The 26,039-nt window shown below is 72.1% G+C and carries 24 protein-coding genes, 7 tRNA genes and 1 pseudogene; 19 read left to right on the top strand and 13 right to left on the bottom strand.

Annotated elements, in window-relative coordinates:
* Window positions 1–100 precede the first annotated feature (100 nt).
* Together cobA and WJM95_RS04965 are read left to right on the top strand one after the other, a co-directional pair.
* Complete coding sequence (cobA, locus tag WJM95_RS04970) at window positions 101–1,333, top strand: uroporphyrinogen-III C-methyltransferase (RefSeq protein ID WP_339128227.1); 1,233 nt, start codon at window positions 101–103, stop codon at window positions 1,331–1,333.
* Window positions 1,334–1,397: 64 nt separating this feature from the next.
* The gene (locus WJM95_RS04965; RefSeq protein ID WP_339128226.1) at window positions 1,398–2,216 is read left to right on the top strand and encodes an RNA methyltransferase; all 819 of its coding nucleotides are present in this window, start codon (window positions 1,398–1,400) and stop codon (window positions 2,214–2,216) included.
* 67 nt (window positions 2,217–2,283) lie between these two features.
* On the opposite strand, the gene WJM95_RS04960 is transcribed toward WJM95_RS04965, so the two are convergent.
* Window positions 2,284–3,546 carry a serine/threonine-protein kinase gene (locus WJM95_RS04960; protein WP_339128225.1) on the bottom strand — a complete coding sequence of 421 codons (1,263 nt, stop codon included), beginning with the start codon at window positions 3,544–3,546 and terminating at the stop codon, window positions 2,284–2,286.
* Window positions 3,547–3,742: 196 nt separating this feature from the next.
* Here WJM95_RS04960 and WJM95_RS04955 point away from each other — a divergent pair, with 196 nt between their 5' ends.
* From WJM95_RS04955 to WJM95_RS04940, 4 genes and pseudogenes are all read left to right on the top strand, one after another.
* Window positions 3,743–3,976 carry a hypothetical protein gene (locus tag WJM95_RS04955; RefSeq protein WP_326788867.1) on the top strand — a complete coding sequence of 78 codons (234 nt, stop codon included), beginning with the start codon at window positions 3,743–3,745 and terminating at the stop codon, window positions 3,974–3,976.
* A 241-nt stretch (window positions 3,977–4,217) separates the two neighbouring features.
* On the top strand, window positions 4,218–4,424 hold the full coding sequence (locus WJM95_RS04950; protein WP_339128224.1) for a hypothetical protein: 207 nt from the start codon (window positions 4,218–4,220) through the stop codon (window positions 4,422–4,424).
* A gap of 825 nt (window positions 4,425–5,249) precedes the next feature.
* A pseudogene (locus WJM95_RS04945) lies at window positions 5,250–6,092 on the top strand (aminoglycoside phosphotransferase family protein); the annotation flags it as partial.
* Between the two features lie 74 nt (window positions 6,093–6,166).
* Complete coding sequence (locus WJM95_RS04940) at window positions 6,167–6,475, top strand: zf-TFIIB domain-containing protein (protein ID WP_339128223.1); 309 nt, start codon at window positions 6,167–6,169, stop codon at window positions 6,473–6,475.
* 99 nt (window positions 6,476–6,574) lie between these two features.
* Here WJM95_RS04940 and WJM95_RS04935 read toward each other — a convergent pair.
* The 5 genes from WJM95_RS04935 to WJM95_RS04915 form a co-directional block, all read right to left on the bottom strand.
* A tRNA-Val gene (locus WJM95_RS04935) sits at window positions 6,575–6,649 on the bottom strand.
* A 41-nt stretch (window positions 6,650–6,690) separates the two neighbouring features.
* Window positions 6,691–6,762: transfer RNA gene (locus WJM95_RS04930), tRNA-Val, on the bottom strand.
* Between the two features lie 34 nt (window positions 6,763–6,796).
* Window positions 6,797–6,868 (bottom strand) — tRNA-Val (locus WJM95_RS04925).
* Window position 6,869: 1 nt separating this feature from the next.
* Window positions 6,870–6,943, bottom strand: a tRNA-Cys gene (locus WJM95_RS04920).
* A 38-nt stretch (window positions 6,944–6,981) separates the two neighbouring features.
* Window positions 6,982–7,054 (bottom strand) — tRNA-Gly (locus WJM95_RS04915).
* Window positions 7,055–7,210: 156 nt separating this feature from the next.
* Between WJM95_RS04915 and WJM95_RS04910 the strand changes: the two genes are divergently transcribed.
* From WJM95_RS04910 to WJM95_RS04900, 3 genes are all read left to right on the top strand, one after another.
* Window positions 7,211–8,257: a chorismate-binding protein gene (locus WJM95_RS04910; protein WP_339128222.1), complete on the top strand. Its 1,047-nt coding sequence runs from the start codon at window positions 7,211–7,213 to the stop codon at window positions 8,255–8,257.
* 91 nt (window positions 8,258–8,348) lie between these two features.
* Complete coding sequence (locus tag WJM95_RS04905; protein ID WP_339128221.1) at window positions 8,349–9,170, top strand: aminodeoxychorismate lyase; 822 nt, start codon at window positions 8,349–8,351, stop codon at window positions 9,168–9,170.
* 187 nt (window positions 9,171–9,357) lie between these two features.
* A complete protein-coding gene (locus WJM95_RS04900) occupies window positions 9,358–10,182 on the top strand; it encodes a GNAT family N-acetyltransferase (protein WP_339128220.1) in 825 nt (274 codons plus the stop codon).
* Between the two features lie 7 nt (window positions 10,183–10,189).
* Here WJM95_RS04900 and WJM95_RS04895 read toward each other — a convergent pair whose 3' ends face one another.
* Window positions 10,190–10,720, bottom strand: coding sequence for a DsbA family protein (locus WJM95_RS04895; RefSeq protein WP_339128219.1), 531 nt, complete (start codon window positions 10,718–10,720; stop codon window positions 10,190–10,192).
* A 209-nt stretch (window positions 10,721–10,929) separates the two neighbouring features.
* Here WJM95_RS04895 and WJM95_RS04890 point away from each other — a divergent pair, with 209 nt between their 5' ends.
* Together WJM95_RS04890 and WJM95_RS04885 are read left to right on the top strand one after the other, a co-directional pair.
* Window positions 10,930–11,376 (top strand): hypothetical protein, encoded by a 447-nt coding sequence (locus WJM95_RS04890; protein WP_339128218.1) that lies wholly within the window; start codon window positions 10,930–10,932, stop codon window positions 11,374–11,376.
* Between the two features lie 177 nt (window positions 11,377–11,553).
* Window positions 11,554–11,706, top strand: coding sequence for a hypothetical protein (locus WJM95_RS04885; RefSeq protein ID WP_167455603.1), 153 nt, complete (start codon window positions 11,554–11,556; stop codon window positions 11,704–11,706).
* A gap of 97 nt (window positions 11,707–11,803) precedes the next feature.
* Here WJM95_RS04885 and WJM95_RS04880 read toward each other — a convergent pair whose 3' ends face one another.
* Together WJM95_RS04880 and WJM95_RS04875 are read right to left on the bottom strand one after the other, a co-directional pair.
* Window positions 11,804–12,361: a CGNR zinc finger domain-containing protein gene (locus WJM95_RS04880; protein WP_339128217.1), complete on the bottom strand. Its 558-nt coding sequence runs from the start codon at window positions 12,359–12,361 to the stop codon at window positions 11,804–11,806.
* 368 nt (window positions 12,362–12,729) lie between these two features.
* On the bottom strand, window positions 12,730–13,143 hold the full coding sequence (locus WJM95_RS04875; RefSeq protein ID WP_003959770.1) for an SsgA family sporulation/cell division regulator: 414 nt from the start codon (window positions 13,141–13,143) through the stop codon (window positions 12,730–12,732).
* 191 nt (window positions 13,144–13,334) lie between these two features.
* On the opposite strand from WJM95_RS04875, the gene WJM95_RS04870 reads away from it, so the two are divergent.
* Both WJM95_RS04870 and WJM95_RS04865 read left to right on the top strand, forming a co-directional pair.
* Window positions 13,335–13,769, top strand: a complete 435-nt coding sequence (locus tag WJM95_RS04870; protein ID WP_339128216.1) for a TIGR02611 family protein — start codon at window positions 13,335–13,337, stop codon at window positions 13,767–13,769.
* 82 nt (window positions 13,770–13,851) lie between these two features.
* Window positions 13,852–13,923: transfer RNA gene (locus WJM95_RS04865), tRNA-Val, on the top strand.
* 976 nt (window positions 13,924–14,899) lie between these two features.
* Here the strand turns inward: WJM95_RS04865 and WJM95_RS04860 are convergent.
* On the bottom strand, window positions 14,900–17,335 hold the full coding sequence (locus tag WJM95_RS04860) for a hypothetical protein (protein ID WP_339128215.1): 2,436 nt from the start codon (window positions 17,333–17,335) through the stop codon (window positions 14,900–14,902).
* A gap of 87 nt (window positions 17,336–17,422) precedes the next feature.
* Between WJM95_RS04860 and WJM95_RS04855 the strand changes: the two genes are divergently transcribed.
* Window positions 17,423–17,869, top strand: a complete 447-nt coding sequence (locus WJM95_RS04855; RefSeq protein WP_339135357.1) for an SRPBCC family protein — start codon at window positions 17,423–17,425, stop codon at window positions 17,867–17,869.
* 39 nt (window positions 17,870–17,908) lie between these two features.
* A tRNA-Val gene (locus tag WJM95_RS04850) sits at window positions 17,909–17,980 on the top strand.
* Window positions 17,981–18,046: 66 nt separating this feature from the next.
* On the opposite strand, the gene WJM95_RS04845 is transcribed toward WJM95_RS04850, so the two are convergent.
* Window positions 18,047–18,772: a 3'-5' exonuclease gene (locus tag WJM95_RS04845; protein ID WP_339128214.1), complete on the bottom strand. Its 726-nt coding sequence runs from the start codon at window positions 18,770–18,772 to the stop codon at window positions 18,047–18,049.
* Between the two features lie 170 nt (window positions 18,773–18,942).
* On the opposite strand from WJM95_RS04845, the gene WJM95_RS04840 reads away from it, so the two are divergent.
* The 3 genes from WJM95_RS04840 (at window position 18,943) to thrS (ending at window position 22,878) form a co-directional block, all read left to right on the top strand.
* The gene (locus tag WJM95_RS04840) at window positions 18,943–19,509 is read left to right on the top strand and encodes a DUF4365 domain-containing protein (protein WP_037621207.1); all 567 of its coding nucleotides are present in this window, start codon (window positions 18,943–18,945) and stop codon (window positions 19,507–19,509) included.
* Window positions 19,506–20,723 (top strand): hypothetical protein, encoded by a 1,218-nt coding sequence (locus WJM95_RS04835; RefSeq protein WP_339128213.1) that lies wholly within the window; start codon window positions 19,506–19,508, stop codon window positions 20,721–20,723. The genes WJM95_RS04840 and WJM95_RS04835 overlap by 4 nt, the downstream gene beginning before the upstream one ends.
* A 178-nt stretch (window positions 20,724–20,901) precedes the next feature.
* Window positions 20,902–22,878 carry a threonine--tRNA ligase gene (gene thrS, locus WJM95_RS04830; RefSeq protein WP_339128212.1) on the top strand — a complete coding sequence of 659 codons (1,977 nt, stop codon included), beginning with the start codon at window positions 20,902–20,904 and terminating at the stop codon, window positions 22,876–22,878.
* Window positions 22,879–22,948: 70 nt separating this feature from the next.
* Here the strand turns inward: thrS and WJM95_RS04825 are convergent, their stop codons facing one another.
* Window positions 22,949–23,605 (bottom strand): ion channel, encoded by a 657-nt coding sequence (locus tag WJM95_RS04825; RefSeq protein WP_339128211.1) that lies wholly within the window; start codon window positions 23,603–23,605, stop codon window positions 22,949–22,951.
* A 67-nt stretch (window positions 23,606–23,672) separates the two neighbouring features.
* Here WJM95_RS04825 and WJM95_RS04820 point away from each other — a divergent pair, with 67 nt between their 5' ends.
* Complete coding sequence (locus WJM95_RS04820) at window positions 23,673–24,233, top strand: HIT domain-containing protein (RefSeq protein ID WP_103547824.1); 561 nt, start codon at window positions 23,673–23,675, stop codon at window positions 24,231–24,233.
* Between the two features lie 51 nt (window positions 24,234–24,284).
* Here the strand turns inward: WJM95_RS04820 and WJM95_RS04815 are convergent, their stop codons facing one another.
* Window positions 24,285–25,952 (bottom strand): hypothetical protein, encoded by a 1,668-nt coding sequence (locus WJM95_RS04815; protein ID WP_339128210.1) that lies wholly within the window; start codon window positions 25,950–25,952, stop codon window positions 24,285–24,287.
* Between the last annotated feature and the right edge of the window lie 87 nt (window positions 25,953–26,039).

Raw genomic sequence — 26,039 nt, 5'->3', positions numbered from 1 at the left:
TCGCCGCAGTCTGGATCCCCACCGAAGAACCCCACGTCAGGGCCGCTCCAGAGCCGCAGCGCCCACCGCACCGCCCGCCCGTACGAGGAGCCGCACCTCCATGGCCGAACACCCCGCCTACCCCGTGGGCCTCCGCCTCGCCGGTCGTCGCGTCGTCGTCCTCGGCGGTGGCCAGGTGGCCCAGCGCCGGCTTCCCGCGCTCATCGCGGCGGGCGCGGACGTCCAGCTCGTCTCCCCGCAGGCCACCCCGTCCGTCGAGGCGATGGCCGACGCGGGCGAGATCACCTGGACGAGGCGCCCGTACGAGGAGGGCGACCTCGCCGACGCCTGGTACGCGCTCATCGCCACCAGCGACCCGGCCGCCAGTGCCGAGGCCTCGGCCGAGGCCGAGCGCCGGCGCGTCTGGTGCGTCCGCTCGGACGACGCCGACGCGGCGACCGCGTGGACCCCGGCCACCGGCCACAGCGAGGGCGTGACCGTCGCCGTCCTCACCACGGACGCCAAGGGCCGCGACCCCCGCCACACCGCCGCCATCCGCGACGCCGTGGTCGAGGGCCTGCGCGACGGCACGCTCGTCGCGCCGCACCACCGCACCCGTACCCCCGGCGTCGCCCTGGTCGGCGGAGGCCCCGGCGACCCCGACCTGATCACGGTCCGCGGCCGCCGGCTGCTCGCCGAGGCCGACGTGGTCATCGCCGACCGCCTCGGCCCCCGCGACCTGCTCGCCGAACTCCCGCCGCACGTCGAGGTGATCGACGCGGCGAAGATCCCGTACGGGCGGTTCATGGCCCAGGAGGCCATCAACAACGCGCTCATCGAGCACGCGAAGCAGGGCAAGTCCGTCGTCCGCCTCAAGGGCGGCGACCCGTTCGTCTTCGGGCGCGGCATGGAGGAGGCCCAGGCGCTCGCCGAGGCCGGCATCGCCTGCACGATCGTCCCCGGCATCTCCAGCTCGATCTCGGTGCCGGGCGCGGCCGGGATCCCGGTCACCCACCGGGGCGTCGCCCACGAGTTCACCGTGGTCAGCGGTCATGTGGCTCCCGACGACGAGCGCTCCCTGGTCGACTGGCCCGCGCTCGCCAAGCTGCGCGGCACCCTCGTCGTCCTCATGGGCGTCGACAAGATCGGCCGGATCGCCGAGACGCTCGTGGCGCACGGCAAGCCAGCCGACACCCCCGTCGCCCTCGTCCAGGAGGGCACGACCGCCGCACAGCGCCGCGTCGACGCCACCCTGGCCACCGTCGCCGAGACCGTCCGCGCCGAGGACGTCAGGCCCCCCGCCGTCATCGTCATCGGCGAGGTCGTGGACGTCGGCCCCGGGATTCCCGAGTAACCCCGGGTAACCCAACCCGTTCCCAGCCGTTGGCACCGCACCCAGGACAAGGCAGTATCACCCTGTGGCCGATCTCATCACCGTCGACAACCCCGACGACCCGCGTCTGCGCGACTACACGGGCCTGACCGACGTGGAACTGCGCCGCAAGCGCGAACCCGCCGAGGGCCTGTTCATCGCCGAGGGCGAGAAGGTCATCAGACGGGCCAAGGACGCCGGCTACGAGATGCGCTCGATGCTGCTGTCCGCCAAGTGGGTCGACGTCATGCGCGATGTCATCGACGAACTCCCGGCACCCGTCTACGCGGTCAGCCCGGAGCTCGCCGAGCAGGTCACCGGCTATCACGTCCACCGGGGAGCGCTCGCCTCCATGCAGCGCAAGCCGCTGCCGACGGCGGAGGAACTGCTGCGGACCGCGCGCCGGGTCGTCGTCATGGAGTCGGTCAACGACCACACGAACATCGGCGCCATCTTCCGCTCCGCCGCGGCCCTCGGCATGGACGCGGTCCTGCTCTCGCCGGACTGCGCCGACCCGCTCTACCGCCGCTCGGTCAAGGTGTCGATGGGCGCGGTCTTCTCGGTCCCCTACGCCCGCCTCGACACCTGGCCCAAGGGCCTGGAGTCGGTCCGCGACGCCGGGTTCAACCTGCTCGCCCTCACCCCGGACGAGAAGGCGAGGTCCCTCGACGAGGCCGCCCCGCACACGATGGACCGGGTCGCGCTGATGCTCGGCGCGGAGGGCGACGGGCTCTCCACCCGGGCGCTGATGGCCGCCGACGAATGGGTCCGCATCCCGATGGCCCACGGCGTCGACTCCCTGAACGTCGGCGCGGCGGCCGCGGTCGCCTTCTACGCGGTGGCGACGGGCCGCCCCGGGAGCTGAGAGCCGCGCTCTCCGGGATGCCGTGGCGGGCGCGCTCCGGCCGGACCGGAGAGCGCGCCCACAGGCCCTAGGGGAGTGCCCCGGACGCCGCCTGCTGCTGGTGCACGGGCTTGCGCGGGCTGTCGTCGAGGCCGCGGGACGGCCCCTGGCATCCCTGGGCCGCCGCGATCCCCAGCGCGACCAGCAGCGTCACCACCACGAACACGAAGAGCCGCTGGCGCAGCAGTCGCGGGTTGGCGGGCCGCCTGCCGGTGCCGGTGGTCCGCGGGCCGGTCCTTCCGGTGCCGCTGCGGGGGGCGGGCCTGTTCCCGGTGCGGCCGGTGTTGCGCGGGGGCGCCGGGCGCGAGCCCGACCGCGATCCGCCGTTCGTCCCGCCGGTGCGCGGCGGGGGAGTGGCCCCGGGCCGCCGCTGGGTGCGCTGTTCGGCGTACTGCTCGGCCAGCCGGCCCGTGGGCCGGTCCGGATCCGAACGCTGTGCGGGCGGCCGCGTGTCCACCATGCCCTGGGCCTCGCGGGCGGCGATCTCCTTGAGCCGCAGGGACAGTTGGAGGGTGCTGGGCCGCTCCTCGGGATCTTTCGCCAGGCAGGCACGGACCAGCGGCGCGAGCGCGTCGGGGACCCCGTGCAGATGGGGCTCCTCGTGGACCACGCGGTAGAGCATCACCTCGGAGCTGCCCTGGCCGAAGGGCGAGTCCTGGGTCGCCGCGTACGCGAGCGTGGCACCGAGCGCGAACACGTCCGTGGCCGGGGTGACGGCGACGCCGCGCACCTGCTCCGGAGCCAGGAAGCCCGGAGAGCCGACGGCCGTGCCGACATGGGTGAGCGTGCTCGCCCCCGTCGCCCACGCGATGCCGAAGTCGATGATCCGCGGTCCCTTCGGGGACAGCAGGATGTTGGACGGCTTGAGGTCACGGTGGACCACCCCGGCCTCGTGCACCGCGACGAGCCCCTCGGAGAGGGCGGCGCCGACGGCGGCCACGTCGGCGGCCGACAGCGGACCCTCCTCGGCGACCTTGTCGTGCAGGGACGGCCCCGGCACGTACTGCGTCGCGAACCACGGGCGGTCCGCCTCCAGGTCGGCGGCGACGAGCCGTGCCGTGCAGCCGCCCCTGATCCGCCGTGCGGCCGAGACCTCGCGGGCGAACCGGGAACGGAACTCCTGATCCTCCGCCAGATCGGGCCGGATCACCTTCAGCGCGACCCGCTGGCCGCGCCGGTCGGAGCCCAGGTAGACCACACCCATACCCCCCGCGCCGAGCCGTCGGTGAAGCCTGAACGAGCCGACGACACGCGGGTCCTCGCGCCTCAGGCGCATCATCGCCATGTCCATCCCCGCTGCCCGGTCCGTTTGACGAGCCACAGCTTACGTTTCCGCGGCCGGGTGCGCGCAGAGGCCGCGCCCTCTCGTCCCGATCGATTGTCAGTGCCGGGTGGGAAACTTGAGAGGTGGTCAGAGAGCGTGCGGGCAACAGCTCTTTGGGCCGCCTGTGATCCCAACCATCCATCGCTGAAGGGGGATTGAGCCCGTGAGGGGTGACCGCGTGGAGATAGTCGTGGACGCAGGGGACACGACGCGTACGTACGAGGTGGTGGCGAGCAGGGCGGGCCGCCGGGTGGAGACGGCGGTGCGCCGAGGTGTGGTGGAAGTGAGCGAAGTCACTCGAAACGGAACAGTGGTACGGACCGCCCGCTTCATGGCGACTCGGGTGCTGGCCCTCGTCGAGCAGCCGGTTCCCCGGGAGGACAGCTCGGAACAGTAGGGGCGGATCGGGCGTCCCCTCCGGGAAGACCCTGAGACCGGGGTCCGCGTCTCCACCCACGGTAGTACTCGGCAGGTCACGGCTCATACTCCGGGAGGCCCGGCAATCGGTACGAGGGCATGACGACCCGACGGCGTGACGCGCCTAGATTTGAGGTCAAGCGGCGGGTGCAGCACTCGTCCCCCGAGGTCAGCCACCCGCCGCTGCCAGGCACAACAGAATCTCGGTCAGGAGAGGGACCATGGCCCACACGGCACCGCGGACGGATCTCCGTACGCAGGGACGCAAGGCGTACACAGCCGCGTTCGGCACCCGCCAGGGTCGTCGCCACCCCTTGGTGGCGACCGCGATGGTCCTTCCCCTGGCGGCCCTGCTCGTAGTCGCCTTCGGCGGCTGGGACGCGGTGGTCACACAGGCGTCGTCCGTGGGCGTGATGCTGGGGCGCTGAGCGGCGCCCCAGGCCCGGAAGAGCGGTCCGGGCGGGGACATCCGGCCATGAAACCCCGTGGGGACGGGGGTGCGGCGGACGGCAGGAAGATGCCCGCGCAGCTGGGGAGCTGCGCGGGCATCTCTTTTTGCCCCGGGGGCAGAGAGTGGGGCGGGGCGGGGCGACGGGGTGTTCCGGGTTCTCGGTGGCCGAGGCGGCCATGGGTGCACGGGTGCCCAGGAGGGTGGCCACGCCCTGGGTGCGGGGGTGCCCGGGACGGCAGCGGCGCCACGGGTGCGCGGTGCCCGAGGCGCGGGGAGCCGGGGTGCCGCGGGTGGCCGGGGAGTCACGGTGCCGGGTGTCGGGGGTGGTGTCCGGCTGCGTACCCTCAGCCGGAGGTGGCCCGGGCGGCGGACTCCGTACGGGCCCGCCGGCCAGGCCCGTCGTCCAGTCCAGGGGGGATACGTGACCGTGCGCAGCCTGACGACCGTGCTCGGCGACGCGGCGCGTGCCGCGGCTCATCCGGCCGCCGCACCCGTGGCCGTACCCGGCCCCCGCGGAGCAGGCCCCCGCGGAGCCGGTCCCCATGCAGCCGGTCCCCATGAAGCCGGTCCCCACGGTGTCGGCCCCCGTGAGGCCGGCCCCCATGCAGCCGGCCCCCGCGGAGCCGGTCCCCATGGTGTCGGCCCCCGCGAGGCCGACCCCCGTGAAGCCGGCCCCCATGCAGCTGGTTCCCATGGTGTCGGCCCCTGCGGAGCCGGCCCCCGCGAAGCTGGTTCCCATGGTGTCGGCCCCCGTGAAGCCGGTTCCCGCGGAGTCTGTGCCTGCGGTGCCGAGGACACCCTTCTCGCGGACCGCGACGACGGCACCGTGGTCCGCCACGGCGAGGTCGTCGCCAAGGCCCACGCCCCGGACACGGAGCCCCGTGAGCTCGTCCTGCGCCTCCGCGCGGCCTCGCGCCTCCCCGGCATCCTCCTGCCGCCGTCGGACCCGGCCCCCGCCGACCTCCTCGGCCGCCGGGTGACCCTGTGGCCGTACGGCACCCCCGTGGACCCCGACGCTCCGCAGGCGGCTCCCTGGGAGGAGGCCGCGACGCTGCTGGCCCGGCTGCACCGGACCCCCGCTCCGGACGGGCTGCCGCCCATGCGGGGACCCGCCAAGGCCGCCCGCGCCCTGGCCAGGCTGCGCGCGGCCGGCCCGCACCCCGCCGCGGCCCCCGTCCTGCGGGCCTGGGCCGCCCTGCCCGACTGGGCGCGGTCCGAGGCCCCGATGCCGGACACCACGACCCTGTGCCACGGCGACCTGCACCTCGGCCAGCTCGTACGTCATCCCGCGCCGGACGGCCCCTGGCTCCTCATCGACGTCGACGACCTGGGCGTCGGCGAACCGGCCTGGGACCTGGCCCGCCCCGCCGCCTGGTACGCCTGCGGGCTGCTGCCGCCCGGCGACTGGCTGCGCTTCCTGGGCGCGTACCGCGACGCGGGCGGCCCGGCCGTTCCCCCCGACGGCGACCCCTGGCCCGCCCTGGACGTGGCAGCCCGCGCCCTCACCGTCCAGACCGCGGCCCTGGCGATCGCCAAGTCGGCCGCCGCGGGGCGTCCGTTGGACGAGGTGCAGCAGGCCGTCGTCGACGCCTGTGACCGAATGAGTTCCGTACCGCCCGAGTTGACCCGAGGTTTCGCGACGTAGGGTGCAACCGACCGAGGCCGGGCGATGTCTGTCCTGGCGGAAGCAGTACCGACCGGCGAGGAGTTGAGCCGAGCATGCAGTGTCCGAAATGCCATGCGCCGATGCACACGTACAACCGCAATGGCGTCCAGATCGAGCAGTGCAGCGGCTGCCGAGGGATCTTCCTCGACTACGGCGAGCTGGAGGCGCTGACCCGTGTGGAGGCGCAGTGGTCCCAGCCCGCGCCGCCGCCGCAGGCGTACCCGTCCGCGCCGGCCCCCGCGTGGGGTGCCCCGCAGCACGGCGGTCACGGCGGCCACGGTGGTCACTACGGCGGCCACGGCGGCGGTCATGGCGGTCACCACGGCCACAAGAGCTTCGGGCACATGCTGTTCTCGTCCTGAACCCCCGCGGGGGCTCCCTCCCGGGCGGAGGGAGCCCCCGCGCCGGACGACGCCCGGGAACGACGAAACCCCCGGTCGTGAGACGACCGGGGGCTTTGCTGGTGCGCGATACTGGGATTGAACCAGTGACCTCTTCCGTGTCAGGGAAGCGCTCTCCCGCTGAGCTAATCGCGCAGGTCACGCGGCCTTGAGCCACGCTTGCTGCATGTACTGCGTGCGCGATACTGGGATTGAACCAGTGACCTCTTCCGTGTCAGGGAAGCGCTCTCCCGCTGAGCTAATCGCGCGGGGATCCTTGCGGACCAAGTCCTTGCGGACCAGTGGACGATACTGGGATTGAACCAGTGACCTCTTCCGTGTCAGGGAAGCGCTCTCCCGCTGAGCTAATCGTCCTTGGAGGTGGAGACGGGATTTGAACCCGTGTAGACGGCTTTGCAGGCCGTTGCCTCGCCTCTCGGCCACTCCACCAGAAGTGCGGGTTCGGGAAGATCCCCCACTTTCCTGCGAGCGGACGACCAGGTTCGAACTGGCGACCTCAACCTTGGCAAGGTTGCGCTCTACCAACTGAGCTACGTCCGCGTGTCGTTTCCGTTCCGCTTGCGCGTCCCGGCGACGTGTTGAACTCTAGCGGATTCCCGGGCCAGCACAAAAACGCGTTTGTGCAGCGTGCTGCGGTCTGTCCCCCCGAGGACATGGTCAGGGCACTCCGAGGACACGCGCCCTAGACTCGTCTGCGTGCTCGACCTCCCTCCTCTCGCCCGTTTCGGCGGCCTCGTCGCCACCGGTCTCCTCGATGTCACCAGCGACCCCGCGGCCCTGGACTCGTCCGGCTTCTGGGCCGTCTCGGCGGACTTCGAAGGGCGTCTGACCTGCGCCCGCTTCCGGGACGTACGGGAGGAGCCGGTGCCCGCCCCGGTTCCGGGACGATGGCACGGACCGGCGGCCGGCGACTGGACGTCGTCCCTCGACCGCGCCGCGTACACGGCCGGTGTGCGCCGCATCCGGGAGCACATCGCGCGCGGCGAGGTCTATCAGGCCAATCTCTGCCGGGTGCTCTCCGCGCCGGTACCGGCCGACGCCGACGTCGACGCGCTGACCGCCCTGCTGGCCCGCGGCAACCCGGCGCCGTACGCCGGAACGATTCGGCTCCCGGACCACGGCGTCGAGATAGCCACGGCCTCCCCCGAGCTCTTCGTGCGCCGCGCGGGCCGTGCGGTCGAGTCGGGCCCGATCAAGGGCACCGGACGCACCGAGGCGGACCTCCTCGACAAGGACTACGCCGAGAACGTGATGATCGTGGACCTCGTCCGCAACGACATCGGCCAGGTCTGCGCCACCGGCACCGTGGCCGTGCCCGATCTGTGCGTCGTGGAGAAGCATCCGGGGCTCGTCCACCTCGTCTCCACCGTCAGCGGCGAACTGCGCGAGGGCGTCGGCTGGCCCGGACTCCTGGCGGCGGCCTTCCCGCCCGGCTCCGTCACCGGCGCTCCCAAGTCCAGCGCCCTGCGGATCATCGAGGCCCTGGAGACCGCGCCGCGCGGCCCCTACTGCGGAGGCATCGGCTGGGTCGACGCCGACCGCGGCACCGGTGAGCTGGCCGTGGGCATCCGTACGTTCTGGATCGACCGCGCCGACGGCGTCCTGCGGTTCGGCACCGGGGCCGGCATCACCTGGGGGTCCGACCCCGAGGGAGAGTGGCGGGAGACCGAGCTGAAGGCGTCCCGGCTGCTCGCGGTAGCGTCGGGAACGTACGACGCGGGTGACGGGACCCTCACGGACTGACCCGGTTCCGGGGACGGACGAGGCGGGGACCGGCGCCGGAACGACGTGCCCGGACGACGCGTCCGGCACACTCACATGCGAGGTAGGACCAGTGAAGCTATGGCTCGACGGCGGGCTCCAGGACATCGAGGCCGCCCGCGTCTCCGTCTTCGACCACGGACTGACCGTGGGTGACGGCATCTTCGAGACCGTCAAGGCGGTCGAAGGCCGGCCCTTCGCGCTGACCCGCCACCTCGACCGGCTGGCCCGCTCGGCCCGCGGCCTCGGTCTGCCCGAGCCCGACGCCGACGAGGTGCGCCGCGCCTGCGCCGCCGTCCTCGACGCCAACCCGATGCCGCTCGGCCGGCTCCGGATCACCTACACCGGAGGCCACGGCCCGCTCGGCTCGGACCGCGGAGAGCACGGTCCGACGCTCGTCGTCGCGCTCGGCGGATCGGCCCCGCGCCCCGACTCCACGGCCGTCGTCACCGTTCCCTGGACCCGCAACGAGCGGGGCGCGCTGACCGGCCTGAAGACCACCTCGTACGCGGAGAACGTCGTCGCCCTGGCCCGCGCACGTGAACACGGCGCGTCCGAGGCGCTGTTCGCCAACACGGTGGGCCAACTCTGCGAGGGCACCGGGTCGAACGTCTTCGTCGTCCTCGACGGCGAGATCCACACCCCGCCCGTCGCCTCCGGCTGTCTGGCCGGCATCACGCGTGCCCTCACGGTCGAATGGACCGGCGCCAAGGAGACGGACCTTCCGCTGGACGTGCTGGAGCGCGCCGACGAGATCTTCCTGACCTCCACACTGCGTGATGTGCAGGCCGTGCACCGGGTCGACACCCGTGAACTGCCGGGCACGCCGGGCCCGGTGACCGCCAAGGCGATGCGCGTCTTCGAGGAGCGGGCCGGGGACGACCTCGAACCCTGACCGGACCGGACGTTCCCCGGCTCGGAGGACCACCGGCTCGGCGGACCATCGGCTCGGAGGACCATCGGCTCGGAGACCGTGGGCCGGGCAGTTCGTCGTGGGGAGTTCACCGGCCGGAAGGCCACCGGGCCCGTATCGCCGGGTAATTCGGCTGACGACGGGCGCGTCAGTGGGTACAACACCCCTGATGACCACGACCCTGCGGCCGACCGAGCCGCTTCACCGCGCCACCGACGGGACCCTCTCGCGCCGCTTCCAGGTGTGCGTGAACAGCCGTCCCGTCGGCCGGGTCCACCTCGCCACGGAACCCGGCGCGGGGCCGCCCGCCGCCCGGATCCGCGAGCTGGGCATCGACGAGCCCGACCGGGGCCGCGGCCGCGGCACGGTCGCGGCGCTCGCGGCGGAGGAGGTCGCCCGCGGGTGGGGCTGCCGGCAGATCGAGGTGACCGTTCCCGGGGACGCCGGGCCCGCCTTGCAGCTCACCAGGGCGCTCGGTTACGTCCTGCGCAACCGCGTCATGGAGAAGGCCCTGGACGGCCCCGCGGTCGTCCTCCCTCCGGGCAGCGCCGACCGTCCCATGACGCGGGACGAGTACGAGGAATGGGACCGGGAGGGCAGGCGGCAGTACGCCGAGGACTGGATCCGGCGCGGCGTGCCGGAGGCCGAGGCGCTCGCCAAGGCGGACCGCGACTTCGGCGGCGCGCTGCCGCAGGGCCCGGACACCGCGAACATGTGGCTGACCGTCCTCGAACACGAGGGCGTCCCCGTGGGCGATCTCTGGCTGGGGCGCCGCGGCGGACACGCCTTCGTCTACGACGTCGCCGTTCGTGCCGACCGGCGCGGGCGCGGACACGGCCGGACGCTCATGCGGCTCGCCGAGGCCCGCGCGACGGCCGCCGGACTGGACCGCATCGGCCTCAACGTCTTCGCGGGGAACACCCCGGCCGAGCGGCTCTACGCGTCACTCGGGTACGAGACGACGGAGCACCACCTGTACAAGACGCTGCTGTAGCGGCTGATCACGCCGTCGCGGCGAGCAGCCGGTCGGCGATCTCCTCGATCCGCTCGCGCAGCCCCTCCTGGCTCTTGCCGCCGTCCAGGCGCTCGCCGCCGATGACGTACGTGGGGGTGCCGGTGACGCCGATCGCCTTGCCCTCGGCCTGGTCCGCGTCGACGATCAGGATGTGCCGCCCGTCGATCAGGGCCGTGTCGAACTCCTCGGCGTCCAGGCCGAGTTCCCGGGCGGCCTTGACCAGGAAGGCCTCGCCGTCGCCCTTCAGCTCCTCGACGCGACCGAGTACGGCCTCGACGTAGGGCCAGGCGGAGCCCTGCTCGGCGGCTTCCTCGGCGGCCTGTGCCGCGGCGAAGGCGTGCTTGTTCTTCTCCAGCGGGAAGTGCCGCAGGCGCAGCTCTAGGCGGTCGCCGTAGCGGGCGCGCAGCGCGTGCAGGTCGGCGAGCGCGTCACGGCAGTCGGGGCACTGGAGATCGCACCAGACGTCCAGGACGACGGAGGCCGGGCTCTGGGCGGGGGAGGCGGAGAAGTCGCTCATGGGATCCAGTCTCCCAGTCCGGCGGGGGTGCGGTGCCACCGGGACCTGCGGTGCCGCGGGGATACGGGGGTGCCGCCGGGACCTGAGGAGGACGGCGACCCCGAGATCTCCCTGAGGTCTGCCCGGACCGTGGCATACCGGGCACGAGGCGGTGCAGGATGGAGGGGAAGAGGATCCACGTCGCCCCGAGCCCTGCCTGGAGGACCGGAATGATCGCAGAGACCGTCTGCTCCGCCGTCTCCGTCGCCGGCCTCGGCATCGCCGCGGTGACGGCCTACCGCAAGCGTTACCTGTCGGCGGCCCGTATCGCCGCCTACTCCCTGGTGCCGATCGGCCTGGTCATGACCGGGGTCGTCGGCTGGCTGGCCGACACCGCCTTCAGCCCCACCGCGTGGGCCGGCTTCATCGTGCTCGGCGGCGCCTGGGCACTGTTCATGATCACCCGTGCAGTGGAGCGGCGCGGCGGCGGGACCCGGAAGGAACGCAGAGCGGCGAAGGCCGCCTCCCGGCGCGAGGCGGAGGCACCGGCGGCCTCGGCCCCGTCGCTCGGCCAGGGCTCGGGCCTCACCACCCGGCCCGCGGCGGCCCCCCGGGCCACGGGCTCAGGGGACGACTTCAGCGACATTGAGGCGATCCTGAAGAAGCACGGCATCTGACCTGAACAAGCAGGGCACCTGACCGGCAGAAGCGACACAAGATCACATGCGTGACACAGGGAACGCGTGGAACCGTTCACGTTCGAGCGCGCCCGTCACATCTTCCAGCGAACTCCCGTATATTCCGGGCGTGTTGATCGCGGAGCGCGTGCCCTCTGCGTCATCATCGCCCGCGAGATGCTGGACACAACAACGAGCGACACCGCTGCTCCGCCCGAGGAGCGGCGCGGTTGTCTCTTCGCGCTCTCCCAGCCGCCGCTGATGATCTTCCTTGCGGTGATCGGCTGTCTGCTGCTCATGGCTTCGCTGCACGACCTGCTGCTGCTCTGAGCTGTACACGGAGCCCCTGGCGTCACCCGCCGAGGGCTCCGTCAGCCCGGCCGTGACCGCACGGCCCGCCGGGGCTCGTCCGGCGTCTCCTCACGAGCTAGCCCGCGGCTTCCTTGCGGCGGGCCCGGTAGGCGGCCACGTGCAGCCGGTTCCCGCAGGTGCGGCTGTCGCAGTAGCGGCGGGAGCGGTTGCGGGAGAGATCCACGAAGGCGCGCCGGCAGTCCGGGGCCTCGCAGCGCCGCAGCCGGTCCTGCTCCCCGGCGACCACGAAGAAGGCCAGCGCCATCCCGCAGTCGGCCGCGAGATGGTCGGCGACCGAGGCGCCCGGAGCGAAGTAGTGGACGTGCCAGTCGTAGCCGTCGTGGTCCGTCAGCCGGGGGGTCGTTCCGGCGGCCGCGACCAGTTCGTTGATCAGTGAGGCCGCGACACGCGGTTCCTCCGCGGCGAAGATCCCCGCGAACAGGCCGCGGACGTTCCGTACGGCCGCGAGATCGCGCTCCGACAGCACCCCGACATCGCTGATGTCGTGCTTTCGTACGAAGTCTGCGAGGGACGGCACATCGGCGAGCCCGTCCGCCGTCCCGTCCTCCGGCGCGGTGTTCACCAGATCCACCACGGCGTCGAGTGCGCACCGGGTGTCGTGGGTGATCAGCACGTTTCGCTCCCTGGCCTGGGGGTCGGGCGAGGGCGCCCGCCCGATGCTGGCCGATGGTAGTGGCTTCCCGGCGCGGCGGAGACGGGCGCGGGGTCGCCGGAGCCCGAGCCGGCACCGGGAGTGGCTCCGGGGGCGGGCGGGGCGGGCGCGGGGTCGAGCGGGAGGGGGCGGTGCGCGGTGGGCTGCGGAGCGTGGTGATCGACGCGACGGGCGCGGTCGAGGCGGAGGGCCTGGTGGGCATGGTCGGCGCGCGTCGGCGCCGGCATCGCGAACCTCCGCGACACCGGCGCCGACGCTTCCCTATGCGGTTGTCTGAGCCCGAGCCGTCTCCCCGAGTGGACGGCGCCGGGCGGCTCTGTCGTGACGCGTCAGCTCTCGGCCAGGATGTGTGAGAGCTCCGTGTCGAGATCGAAGTGCCGGTGTTCCGTGCCGGGTGGCACGGCTGCGTCCGTTCGCTTCAGGAATGACTCCAGGGCCCTCGCAGGGGCTTCGAGCAGGGCTTCACCCTCCGGAGAGCTCAGGGCGATGCAGACGACGCCCTGGCCGTGGCTTCGGGACGGCCAGACTCGGACGTCGCCGGTACCGGTGGGCCGGTGCAGGCCCTCGGCGAGGAGGTCGCGGGCGAACACCCACTCGACGGTTTCCTCGGCTCCGGTGTGGAAGGTGGCGTGCACGGCATAGGGATCGGCCGTGTCATACCGCAGTCCTGCGGGTACAGGCAGTGAGGACTCGCTCGACACAACGAGGCGCAGGTGCAGCTCGCAGCTGACCGTGGTGTTCATAAGCGCCAGGGCCTTTCGCTCAGTGTGCGCTCGGGGATTCGCACGTCGGCGAAATCGACATGCCACCTACGGTGCCGTTGTAAACCCCTCTGAGGGTTTTGCATGTCTTTATGTAACTCATCCGGCCGAGGGGATGATCTCCGGATAGGGCCATTCCGGTGACTGGTTTCTCTCGGGTAGGGTTTGGTCGTATGAATACGGGGAGTGACGAGGCGGGCGAGGTCGCCACGGCGGGCGACGGGGCGAACAATGAGCGAGCGCTCGGTTCGCGTGCGCCCCAATTCGTCAAGGCGCGCCGTGCGCTGCACGTGAGCTGGCAGGTGGGCGTTTTCGTCGTGGGGCTCGCCGTGGTCGTCGCGGGAGTGATCATGCTTCCGCTGCCGGGGCCCGGCTGGCTGGTGATCTTCGGCGGCATGGCGATCTGGGCGACCGAGTTCGTCTGGGCCCAGTTGGTGCTCCGCTGGACGAAGCGCAAGGTCACGGAGGCGACGCAGCGGGCGCTCGATCCGAAGGTCCGGCGCCGCAACATCGCGCTGACGACGGCCGGGCTCGTGATCGTGGCCGTTCTGGTGGGGGTGTATCTCTGGAAGTTCGGCTTCGTGATGCCGTGGAACATCTCGCAGTGAGGTGGTCCCCGCGGGGCCCGTCCGGGCTGTCCGGGGTGGTCGAGGTCATCCCCTGACATGGGGTAATGTTCTTCCTGCGCCCGGGCGATTAGCTCAGCGGGAGAGCGCTTCGTTCACACCGAAGAGGTCACTGGTTCGAACCCAGTATCGCCCACACGTAGGAAAGACGGCTCCGGCCCACGTCATCGTGGACCGGAGCCGTTTTCGCTGCTCCGGTACCTGCGAGCGCGGGCGACTCCCGATCCGTCCGGCCCGGGGCGACCGATGCACCGGCCCGGCCCCTCGCGCCGTATCCCGGCCGCGGGTGTGATTTTCAGCCCCTTGGGCGTTCGAGGTGCGGGGTCCGGGCGGAGCCCCAGGGGCGGGAAGGGCAGGGGCGGAGGGGGCGAAAGAAGGCTGTGACGGGAGCGGGGCTCCGGGGCAGGTCCCGTCCCCGGGGGCGTCCCCCACCCGGTGCCGGCGCCCATCCCTTACGCTCTGTTTCCCCCGGCCGGGCCGACGCCCCGTCAGCCCCCTTGCGGCAGTACATTTTCGGCCGTCCCGGCGGGCGGTTTCCGGCGTCCCGGGGGTGGGAGCGGTGCCGGGAACGGACGGTGGCGATCCGTTACGCCGAAGATCGGCGCGGGGCCGGACTTCCGGGATTATGGGTGCGGGCGGAAATCCCCCGGACGTATTCGAGAACGCCGTCGGATTTCTGCGGAAGTACGACAAGCGAGGTGCCGGTCGACCGTAAGTCCCGGATAGGCCCCGGAAATACGCATCCGAAAATCACCCGCGCAGGACTCGGGAACGTCGGCCGGGTCGGCGGAAAGCGGTTCGGAATTTCCGTCACCGGATCCGACACCATGTCACATACCGTCGGCGAGAAGGTGTTCGAGGAGACGGGCGGCGGGGCCGTGGCGGGGCCGGATCCGGGAGGAGTGCCTCACCGTACTCAACAGGCAGAACGGCGGAACCGCAAGGCATTCCTCCCGAAGGGCGGACTCGGTTTCGTCGAGGCCGATCTGACGGAGTGGCGGAGCCGAGGGCCGTACGGAATAGGAGCGGGGACTCCTTCGCGGGCCGCCGTTTATGCGGCGGGTGCGACATCGGCTTCGGCACCCTCCCGCTCTCCCGGAGCCATTCGCCCCTCAGTCCATCCGCCCCAGGACCTCCCGTACCCGTCGTGCGTCGCGGATCCGCTGCTCATAGGTGGCGCCCAGCGCGAGCAGCAGCAGACCGGCGAGCGCGGGAGGCGTCCAGCGGGGGAGCGCGTCGACGATCTGCACGATGTACGGGGCGAGTTCGTGCAGGGCGACCAGGACGAGCGTGGCGCCGCCCAGGACCAGCGGAGCCTGGAGCCGGTGCCTGGCGCCCAGCAGGGTGACGGCGAGCGCCGCCGCTCCCAGCAGCAGCGGACGCTGCCACTGTCCTTCGCCCCATGCCACCGACAGGCTCGGCACGAGGGTCACGGACAGGCCGGGTGCGTACGCCGTCCACGACGACACCGTGGTGTCCGAACGGCGCCTGTACGCGCCCAGGACGAGTGCCGCAACGGTCACCGGCAGCGTGTACGCCTCGGGGGAGCCGACGCCCCAGGAGGCCAGCCGCACCCAGGAGGCCAGGACGAACAGGGCGACGGCCGCGTACTGGACGGGGCGCCGGTCCTCCCGTACCGCCGTGGCCGCGGCGATCAGTCCGCACAGGGCCAGGACCGTGGCCAGCAGGGGCGGTTCGGACACGGTGAGCGCGATGGCGAGCAGCCCGGCGAGGGCGCCGGTGATCTCGATGGACAGGGTCGTCGCCCGGCCCTCGGCGCGTGCCGCGAGCAGCGCGGCCGTGACGGGCACCACCAGCACGAGCAGCGCGGTGTGCTGCGGCTGGAGACCGAGGGAGGCGCCCACGGCGCAGGCGAGGGCCGTCGCGTATCCGAGTGCCGCGGGTGCCGCGAGGGGGCCGGTGCCGGGGCGCGCGGCGACCGCGGCGAACAGGGCGGTCAGTGCGGCGAGGACGGTCAGGGTCGCGCCCTCGGAGGCCAGCGCGAGGAACGCGAGGCTGAGGGAGGTGAGCAGGGCCAGTACGTGGGAGGGGAGTGGGGAGGCGGTGCGGCGGGCGTGGCCGAGCAGGGCCGCCGTGGTGAGTCCCTGGACGGACAGCGCGGCCGCGTAGGGGAGTTCGAGGGTCGCCGGGAGGACGAACACCGTCGCCCACGCCAGGGTCAGCGCTCCGGCCAGGGCGTGCGGACGCCAGGCCGCGGGGCGGACGGCCACCACCAGGGCCGCGGCGACGAGGGCGAGCACGAGCGGTGCCGTGACCGCGTCCACGGGCCAGGGCAGGGAGCCGGTCACCGCGTCCCGCGCGTTCGACGGAGCGCCGGACCAGACGGAACCCAGCCGGCCCGCCGGACCCAGCAGGGAGATCACCACCACGGGCAGGGCCCATGCCAGGGCAAGGGCCCCGACGCAGCCCGCGGCCAGGGCCAGCCCGCTACGCACCCGAGCCGGAACGCGCGTTCCGGCGACGGCCAGGAGCGCGATACCGCACGCCAGTTGACCGGGAACCGTCCACTCGGCCGGCAGGGACACGCGCAGCACCCCGCCGATCGCCCCGACGCCGACGAGTCCCCCGGCGGTCGCGAGACCCGTCGCGGTGGCCGTCGTGAGGCCCGGCTTCGGAGCACTCCACGCCGCCGTCAGCGCGATCGACGCGGCCAGGAGGAGGAGCGCCGCCGCACGGGCGGCCGAGCCCGGGCCGGTGGACGCCCAGGACAGACAGCCGGCGGCGAAGGTGCCCCACGCGCCCAGGCCGTAGGCCCCGACGGCCGCGACGGTACGGACGGACCGGCCGCGCGGGAGCAGCGCGAGCGCCAGGTCCAGCGCCGCCGTGAGCAGCAGGGCGACCGTGACGGCGTACGCGCCCGCGGAGGCCGCCACCGCCCACAGGACCAGCGGCGGCTGCGCGGCGGCCACGGCGGCGGGCAGGGGCAGCCGCAGCGAGGGACGCGCACCGGGGCCCGCCGTCCGGAGCGGCGTGCCCAGCGCGAGTCCGTACGCCGCCCAGATCGCGGCCAGCGCCGTCGAGGCGAGCGCCGCGTAGCCGGCGCCGTCCGTGCGGGGGAGCGCGACCGCGTAGAGCGCGTACGCGTCCAGGACCGTCAGCACCAGGCCCGTCCCCGCCAGCGCCTCGGCCGTCGAGCGCAGCCCGCGGCGCAGCAGGGGCACGGGTGCGCCGAGCGCGGCCAGAGTCACCGCGCCCAGCACCAGCGACCGGCCCGTGATCCCCAGCTGCCCCCAGCCGACCAGCGTGAACGCGACGGCGGCGACGGCCAGCAGGATGCCGCCGAGGAGCAGGAGCACGTTCTGCACGCCGGGGGCGGTGGTCTCGGGGCGCCGGTTCCCGGGCATCGGGGGCGCCGTCCGTACCGTCACGGGCTGGAGCGCGTGGAGGAGCCAGGCGCGGCGGGTCAGCAATACGGCCCGGCGCGCGTCGAGTTGCCGCAACTCGGTGTCCAGGAGCCGCAACTCCTCGGCCGGGGATGGGATCTGGGTCATGCCTCGGAGTGTGGTCCGGGTCACGGCCCCGGACATGAGCGCACGTACTCACGCCGTACTCAGATCGGCGCACGCGCGCGGCCGGTACTTCCGCTCCCCCGCCTCCGTGGGCACACTCGGCCCATGGACTGGACCCATTACCGCTTCCGTGCCGTGTGGGAGCTGCCCGCGCCGCCGGCGGACGTCTACGCGGCCCTGGAGCGGGCGGAGACCTATCCGAGCTGGTGGCCCCAGGTGCGCGAGGTGACCCCCGTCGACGAACGCACCGCCGTCATCCGGATCCGTTCCGTCCTGCCGTACGACATCTCCATCACCGCCCACGAGGCGCGCCGTGACCCCGGGGCCGGTGTCCTGGAGATGCGGATGTCAGGCGATCTCGACGGCTGGGCACGCTGGACCCTCACCGCGGCCGGCCCCGGAACCCGCGCCCGCTACGACCAGGAAGTGCACGTCACCACGCCCCTGCTGCGGCGGCTGGCGGTGCCGGGGCGCCCCTTCTTCCGCGCCAACCACGCCCTGATGATGCGCGCGGGACGGCGCGGACTGAGGGCCAGGCTCCAAGCGGTTTGAACCCCACCCGCCGGGACCTGTATTGTTCAGTCCGTTCCCGGGCGATTAGCTCAGTGGGAGAGCGCTTCGTTCACACCGAAGAGGTCACTGGTTCGAACCCAGTATCGCCCACCCGGAGAAGACCGGTCCGTCACCGACGGACCGGTTTTTCGTTGTTCTCACCGGCATCGCGCCCGGTCAGGCCGCCGCCGACAGCTCCGGGCGCAGCGGCCACGCCGGATCCACCGCCTCCGGGGTACCGCTGCGCGCGAACCAGGCCTGGAGCCCGCGCGCCTGTGCCGCGTGCCACACCGCCTGGAGCGTGTGCAGCTCGGACGGCGACAGACGCTCCAGACGGGCCGAGAAACGGCGCCCCACCGCACGGACGACCTCCATCGAGGCCAGCGCGTCGGCCGCCGCGTCGTGCGCGCCCTCCAGCGCCACCTCGTAGTGCGCGCACAGATCGGTCAGCGTGCGGCGGCCCTTGCGGTAGCGGTCCAGATGCTTGTCGAGGACGCGCGGATCGAGCACCCGCAGCGACGCCGACTCGAACCACCGGTCGAGCGACGAGGCGCGATGCCTGCGCAACTCCCGGTCCAGCAGCGTCAGATCGAACGGGGCGTTCATCACCACCAGCGGCCGCCCCGCCGCCGCCTGCTCGCTCAGCTCCCGGGCTATCTCCTCCATCACGGGCGACGGCCAGCGGCCGTTGCGCTGAAGATGTTCGTCCGTGAGCCCGTGCACCGCCGTCGCCCCCGCGGGCACCGGCACTCCCGGGTTCACCAGCCACCGGGTCACCCGCGGACGGGCACCCGGTGCATCCTGGACCACGACGGCGGCCGAGACGATCCTGTCGGTCTCGACGTCCACGCCCGTGGTCTCCGTGTCGAACGCGGCCAAAGGGCCCTCGTACCAGCACGTCATACGTACACAACTCCTCGTTCACCCGCGGCAGCTGACGCACCGTCTTCTGCCTGTTTGGTGATACCCGGGCTGTTTGCGCCGTACGCCGGAAGGAGACAACAGAGGTACGGGTCTTTGCAGTTCAGCGACCCGTCGCGGGGATACATCAAGCCTGGAAGGCTGTTGGACTCATGGCACTCGCGCAGCCCGAACGGGGCGGGCTGCTGCCCCAGCGGACGGCACCCCATCGCGGCTCACTCGCCACCACCGCCTGCATGGAGACCTTGCAGGTGGGCTACTTGCACGCCGTCGCGGCGGCCGCGGGCTGTTCGCTGTCCCAGCCGTTTCCCGACAACGGCATCGACTGGCACGTCAGCCACAGCGCCCCCGGGCACACGGTCGACGACGAAGTCACCATCAAGGTGCAGCTCAAGTGCACGTACCAGATCCCGCCCAACCCCCCGGGGCCCGCCTTCTCCTTCACGCTCGACAACGAGCACCTGGCGAAGCTCGCGCGTACCCCGGTCTCGGTGCACAAGATTCTGGTCGTGATGCTCGTGCCCAGATCCCAGGACGACTGGCTGCGCGCCAGCCACGACCGGCTCGACCTGCGGCACTGCTGCTACTGGATCAATCTCGCCGGACACGCCATCACGGGCCGGCGCCGGACCACCGTCCGCATCCCGACGGCCCGGATCTTCGACGACCGCGCCCTGTGCGAGATCATGACGCGGGTCGGGACGGGAGGCAGGCCATGACACACCGCCCCATCGACGAGGTACTCCGGCCGGTCAGGCCGCACCCCGCCGAAGCCTTCTGGAACGATCCGCCGGCCCCCGACCAGGTGGACCCGGCCGTCCTCGGCGCGCTGCTGCGGCGGCACGGCTGGCAGCGCCGCGGGGGAGCGGCCGGACGGTACGGCCGCTGGACCCCACCCGGGCCCGGGGGCGGCGGCACCAGCCTGCTGGTGCCGGAGAACCGGGCCTTCCCCGACAGCGACGACCTCCTCGGCGAGGCGCTCGTCGCGCTCTCCCGCAGCGCGTCACCGTCCGCGCGTGACGTCCTCGTCGCCCTCGCCGTGCCCAGCGACGAGATCCGCTGGTGGCGGGACGTACCGACCGGACCCGTGGGCGCGGCGCCCTGGACCGTCGAGGAGCAGACGCGCGGGGCCGCCCGCCAGATGCTGCTCGCCGGCGCGCTCGCGGCACGCGCGCGTGCCGGCTACTACGGCGCCCGGCACCGCAGGGCGGCCGCCGCCTCCCTGGAGAACGTCCTGGTGGGCGCCGAACCGGGAGGCCGCTGCCTGACCGCGTTCGTGCCCGTCACCAGCGGCCGGCCGCTCGCCGTACGTCTGCACGAGGCGCTGTGCGCCGCCCGCGAGGCCATCGACTACCAGCGGGCCACCGGCGGCATGGACGCCTTCGACGCGGCCGTGGAGGCGGGCGTCAGCCATGAACTCATGGAAGCCCTGGTGGCCCTCGTCCGCGGCACCGAGGGTGCCCGGATCACCGTCGAGTGGTCGCCCGCCGCGGGAGTGCCCGAGGGCGGCGCGAACCCCGCTGAGCCCGTCGAGTTCTCGCCCGGGGACCTGGCCGTGCTGCGCGAGGCCGGGGCCCGCTATCTGCGCGAGGAGCCGTCCGTGCCGGTGCGGCTCACGGGCGCCGTGGTCCGGATGCGCCGGTCGGGGCCGCGCGGGGCGGGCACGGTACGGCTGCGGGTCATCGCGGGCGCCGAGGTCCCGCACGTGCGGATGACCCTGGACGAGGAGGCGTACCGGATAGCGGGCCAGGCCCATCTGGTCGGGCTGCCGGTGCGGGTGCACGGCCGTCTGGAGAGCCGCGGAGGCTTCCGCAGGCTCACGGACGCCACCGGGGTCGTGCCCGTCCAGGTGGACGAGGCCGAACGGGACCGGCTGATGAAGTCGCTCCAGGAGAATCTGGACTTCTTCGAGGAGGCGTGCAGCGAGGACTGAACCGCGCGGGAGCGGGGGTCCGGCCCGCGCGGGGAACACGGCCGCGGGCGCGTGCCACGGGGCCCGAGGCGCTCTGTCCACAACCGTTTCGCGGAGGGGACCCCTGGCTCGGTAGGATTCGGGGCATTGCCACGCCATGCCGTATGTGGTGTGGGACCCCTTCAGTCAGGAGAGACCGGTGTCAGACGTCCGTGTGATCATCCAACGCGATTCCGAGCGGGACGAGCGCGTGGTGACGACGGGCACTACGGCCGCCGACCTGTTCACCGGCGAGCGCACCGTCATCGCGGCCCGCGTGGCCGGCGAGCTGAAGGACCTCGCGTACGAGGTGAAGGACGGCGAGGAGGTCGAGCCCGTCGAGATCTCCTCCGAGGACGGCCTGAACATCCTGCGCCACTCCACCGCGCACGTGATGGCCCAGGCTGTGCAGGAGCTCTTCCCCGAGGCCAAGCTGGGCATCGGCCCGCCGGTCAAGGACGGCTTCTACTACGACTTCGACGTCGAGAGGCCCTTCACGCCCGAGGACCTCAAGGCCGTCGAGAAGAAGATGCAGGAGATCCAGAAGCGCGGCCAGCGCTTCTCCCGCCGCGTCGTCACCGACGAGGACGCCCGCGAGGAGCTCGCGGCCGAGCCGTACAAGCTGGAGCTCATCGGCATCAAGGGCTCCGCGTCCTCGGACGACGGCGCGGACGTCGAGGTGGGCGGCGGCGAGCTGACCATCTACGACAACCTCGACGCCAAGACCGGCGAGCTGTGCTGGAAGGACCTCTGCCGCGGTCCCCACCTGCCCACCACCCGCAACATCCCGGCCTTCAAGCTGATGCGCAACGCCGCCGCGTACTGGCGCGGCAGCGAGAAGAACCCGATGCTCCAGCGCATCTACGGCACCGCCTGGCCCTCCAAGGAGGAGCTGAAGGCGCACCTGGACTTCCTCGCCGAGGCCGAGAAGCGCGACCACCGCAAGCTGGGCAACGAGCTGGACCTGTTCTCCATCCCGGACCAGATCGGCTCCGGCCTCGCCGTCTTCCACCCCAAGGGCGGCATCATCCGCCGGGTCATGGAGGACTACTCGCGCCGCCGGCACGAGGAGGAGGGCTACGAGTTCGTCTACACCCCGCACGCCACCAAGGGGAAGCTCTTCGAGACCTCGGGCCACCTGGACTGGTACGCCGACGGCATGTACCCGCCCATGCAGCTCGACGAGGGCGTGGACTACTACCTCAAGCCCATGAACTGCCCGATGCACAACCTGATCTTCGACGCGCGCGGCCGCTCGTACCGCGAACTGCCGCTGCGCCTCTTCGAGTTCGGCACCGTGTACCGGTACGAGAAGTCGGGCGTCGTGCACGGTCTCACCCGTGCCCGGGGCTTCACCCAGGACGACGCGCACATCTACTGCACCAAGGAGCAGATGGCGGACGAGCTCGACAAGACGCTCACCTTCGTCCTGAACCTGCTGCGCGACTACGGCCTCACCGACTTCTATCTGGAGCTGTCCACCAAGGACCCGGAGAAGTTCGTCGGCTCGGACGAGATCTGGGAGGAGGCCACCGAGACGCTGCGGCAGGTCGCCGAGAAGCAGGGCCTCCCGCTGGTCCCGGACCCGGGCGGCGCCGCCTTCTACGGCCCGAAGATCTCCGTGCAGGCCAAGGACGCCATCGGCCGCACCTGGCAGATGTCGACCGTGCAGCTCGACTTCAACCTGCCCGAGCGCTTCGACCTGGAGTACACCGGCCCCGACGGCTCCAAGCAGCGCCCGGTCATGATCCACCGCGCGCTCTTCGGTTCCATCGAGCGCTTCTTCGCCGTGCTCCTGGAGCACTACGCGGGCGCGTTCCCGGCGTGGCTCGCGCCCGTCCAGGCGATCGGCATCCCGATCGGCGACGCGCACGTGGAGTACCTCCAGAAGTTCGCCGCCGAGGCCAGGAAGAGGGGCCTGCGCGTCGAGGTCGACGCCTCCTCGGACCGGATGCAGAAGAAGATCCGCAACGCGCAGAAGCAGAAGGTGCCCTTCATGGTCATCGCGGGCGACGAGGACATGACGGCCGGCGCCGTCTCCTTCCGTTACCGCGACGGCTCGCAGGAGAACGGCATCCCCCTCGACGAGGCCATCGCCAAGATCGCGAAGGTCGTCGAGGAGCGCGCCCAGGTCTGACCCGGTCCGCGCGGCTCACCGCGCGGCCCGGTGCGCAGTGGCGGCCGACGGCCCGAAGCCCCCGGGAAGCTCAGCTTCCCGGGGGCTTCTCGTCGCCCTCGCGCGAGAACACCTGGAGCAGCCACGAGGAGAAGGACCCCGTCACGGCGCCCAGCAGCCCCAGACCGCACGCCATCATGGCGACCGCGATCGTCCGCCCCCTCGGCGTCACCGGAGTCACGTCCCCGTACCCGACCGTGGCCAGGGTGGAGGCGGCCCACCACACGGAGTCGCCGAAGGTGACGATCGTCGCGTGCGGCGCCCGGTACTCGGCCTGGTAGACGGCGAGGGCACCCGAGAAGCCGAGCAGCAGGACCGACAGGCTCGCGTAGAAGATCACGCGCGCGTACAGCGGGAGACGGGGCTCCCCGCGGCGGTACTGCACGGCGTCGTAGAGCTTGACGACCCTCAGCGGCCGCATGAGCGGCAGGATGAGGACCACGGTGTCCAGCAGATGACGCCGGACGAACCGCGGGCCCTGTCCGCTCAGCCGCCAGCGCACCAGATAGTCGGTGAGGAACGCCGCCCAGGTGGCCGCGATCACGGAGAGACAGACGTCGCGACCCTCCTGGGGCAGCTGGTGTGCCAGGACGTGGACCGCGTACGCGGCGAGGAAGAGCAGCGACCCGACCGCCAGAGGTACCTCGGTGCGGTGCTCCCAGCGGGTCAGCGGGCTGTCGTCGTCCATGGCCTCAGCTTGGCCGCAGGCTCCTTCGTGCGGCACCCGGCGACACGCCGCGAACGGGCGAAGCAATATGCTGCAACACATGACGAGTGAGCCGGAGCAGCAGATCGGAGTGGGGACGCAGGACGCGTTCCAGCGCCTGTGGACGCCCCACCGGATGGCTTACATCCAGGGCGAGAACAAGCCCACCGGCCCGGGGGCCGACGACGGTTGTCCGTTCTGCTCGATACCGGCCAAGTCCGACGAGGACGGGCTGATCGTCAGGCGCGGGGAGCACGTGTACGCGGTGCTCAACCTCTACCCGTACAACGGCGGGCATCTGATGGTCGTGCCCTACCGGCACGTCGCCGACTACACGGACCTCACCGGGCCAGAGACCGCCGAACTCGGTGAGCTGACCAAGCAGGCCATGACCGCCCTGCGCACTGCCTCGGGCGCCCATGGCTTCAACATCGGCATGAACCAGGGAACGGTCGCGGGCGCCGGCATCGCCGCCCATCTGCACCAGCACATCGTGCCCCGCTGGGGCGGCGACACCAACTTCATGCCGGTGGTCGGCCACACCAAGGTCCTGCCGCAGCTGCTCGCGGACACCCGCAAGATGCTGGCGGAGGCCTGGCCCACCGCGTAGCCGGGCCGGGGGCGCCCCGCCGGGCGCCCCGTCCGGTCCCCCGCCGTGCGGTCAGGCGTCGTACACGTCGGCCTTGCGCGGCGAGGGATCCTGCACCGCCGTGCTGAGGAACGCCGAGCGGTTGCCGAACTTCTCCGTGTCGACGCCGTTCTCCTCGAGGACCTTGATCGCGGCGGAGTGCACCACGCGCAGCACGGGCGTCGCGGCCCGCAGCGCGTCGTCCGCCATGAAGCGGTGCCGCCAGGGCTGATCGGCCCAGGCGTGCCGCAGTCCGAAGGGCTCGGGCAGCCCCAGGCTCCCGCCGACCCAGTTCAGCAGCGGCGGATACCAGGTCAGGGGCGCCCGCGCCGCGAGCCGTACGACCTCGTCCGCGGTGACCAGCGGCAGGCTCACCTTGCGGGTCTCCCAGAACTTGACGGTCTTCGCGACCTCCTTGGTGGGAGCCTCCGGCTTGCTGGTGAACAGCGGGTTCACCGGACCCAGCGCGTGCCCGGTCACCTCGATGCGCAGCGTCTGGTGCAGCACGGTCACCGTGATCATCATGGTGATGATCAACTGGCCGTCCCACAGCGTCCACTGGACCCCGAGGTAGTGCCGGTCCCCGCTGCCGAACTGCTGCTTGTTGCAGATGTCCTGCACCGCGTGCGACTTGATCGTGTAGGCGTCCACATCCGTGCCGCCCGGCCGGGACACCGCCGTCGCCTTCTCGCCGATCGGCGTGACGATCCAGTGCTTTATCGAAGGCGCGGGAAAACCACCGGTGTTGAGCGGACCGCGCTCCAGCATGCGCAGCTGGTCGTGGATGTTGCGGATCACGTCCCAGCTGCGGAACGGGTGGATCTCCTTCTTCGCGTCCAGCGGCACCAGGTCCTCGGCGAGCTGCCAGCTGCCCCAGCGCGTTCCCATGCCCAGTATGCCCTTGGGGCCCGCGTAGAAGACCGAGTTGGACTGCTGCTCCGCGGTGAGCCGGGCGAGCGACTGGCGCAGCTGTTCCGCCGCCGTCTCACCGGGGCTGCCGGGGACCGCCTCGGGAATCTTGGCGCCGATGCCGCCGCCCGACAGCAGGTTGTCCCAGCGCGCGCGCAGATCCTTGGCGGTGCGCTCGCAGATCTGCTTGGCCCACAGCCAGCCGACGACGGGCAGGACCACCGCGGCACGCGCGTACCAGGCCCAGAAGCCCGTGAACGGCATGCGGATCAGGAACAGGACGGCCAGCGCGCCGACGGCGAACAGCAGGGTGGTGCCGAGCGCGGAGCCCCGCTTGTCCGTCCGCTTGGAGATCTGCGTACGGATCTGGAAGACCATCAGCCACACCAGCAGTCCGGGCAGGAACAGCAGCCCGCACAGCACCATGACGGCCGACAGCCAATTGTCGCGCTCCCGGCGGATGTTGGTCGCCGCGAGACAGTGCTCCACGACGACCTGCGGCTCGGTGCCGAAGGACTGGATGAGCGGGGCGCGGCCCGCGCCCAGCATGCGGGCGTTGACCGCGCCCGCGAAGGCCTCGCCGAGATTCGGCGCGAACAGCTTGATCCGCCCGGCCTTCACCGTGGACTGGTGCCATTCGTTGTCGGCCTTGAGGATCTCCGTCATCGGACTGTCGCGGTACGCCGCCGAGGCGAGGGCGAACGTCGCCGCCGTCTGCCCCGCGGAACCCGTGAGCGGCACCTGCGCCCCGGGAGTGAAATCGAAACCGTCGAACGCCACTTCCGCCCCCATCGCCGCCGCACCCGCTCCTGCGGCTTTCCCGACTTCGGTGTCCCGCACACCTGTTGATCAGGTCTTCGTCTTGATCAGTACTCAGAG

Origin of the sequence: Streptomyces sp. f51 (genome assembly GCF_037940415.1) — a bacterium.
In the GTDB taxonomy this organism is placed as follows: Bacteria; Actinomycetota; Actinomycetes; order Streptomycetales; family Streptomycetaceae; genus Streptomyces.
Note: the sequence above shows the minus strand (reverse complement) of the source record. Positions and strands in the feature narration are given on the sequence as shown.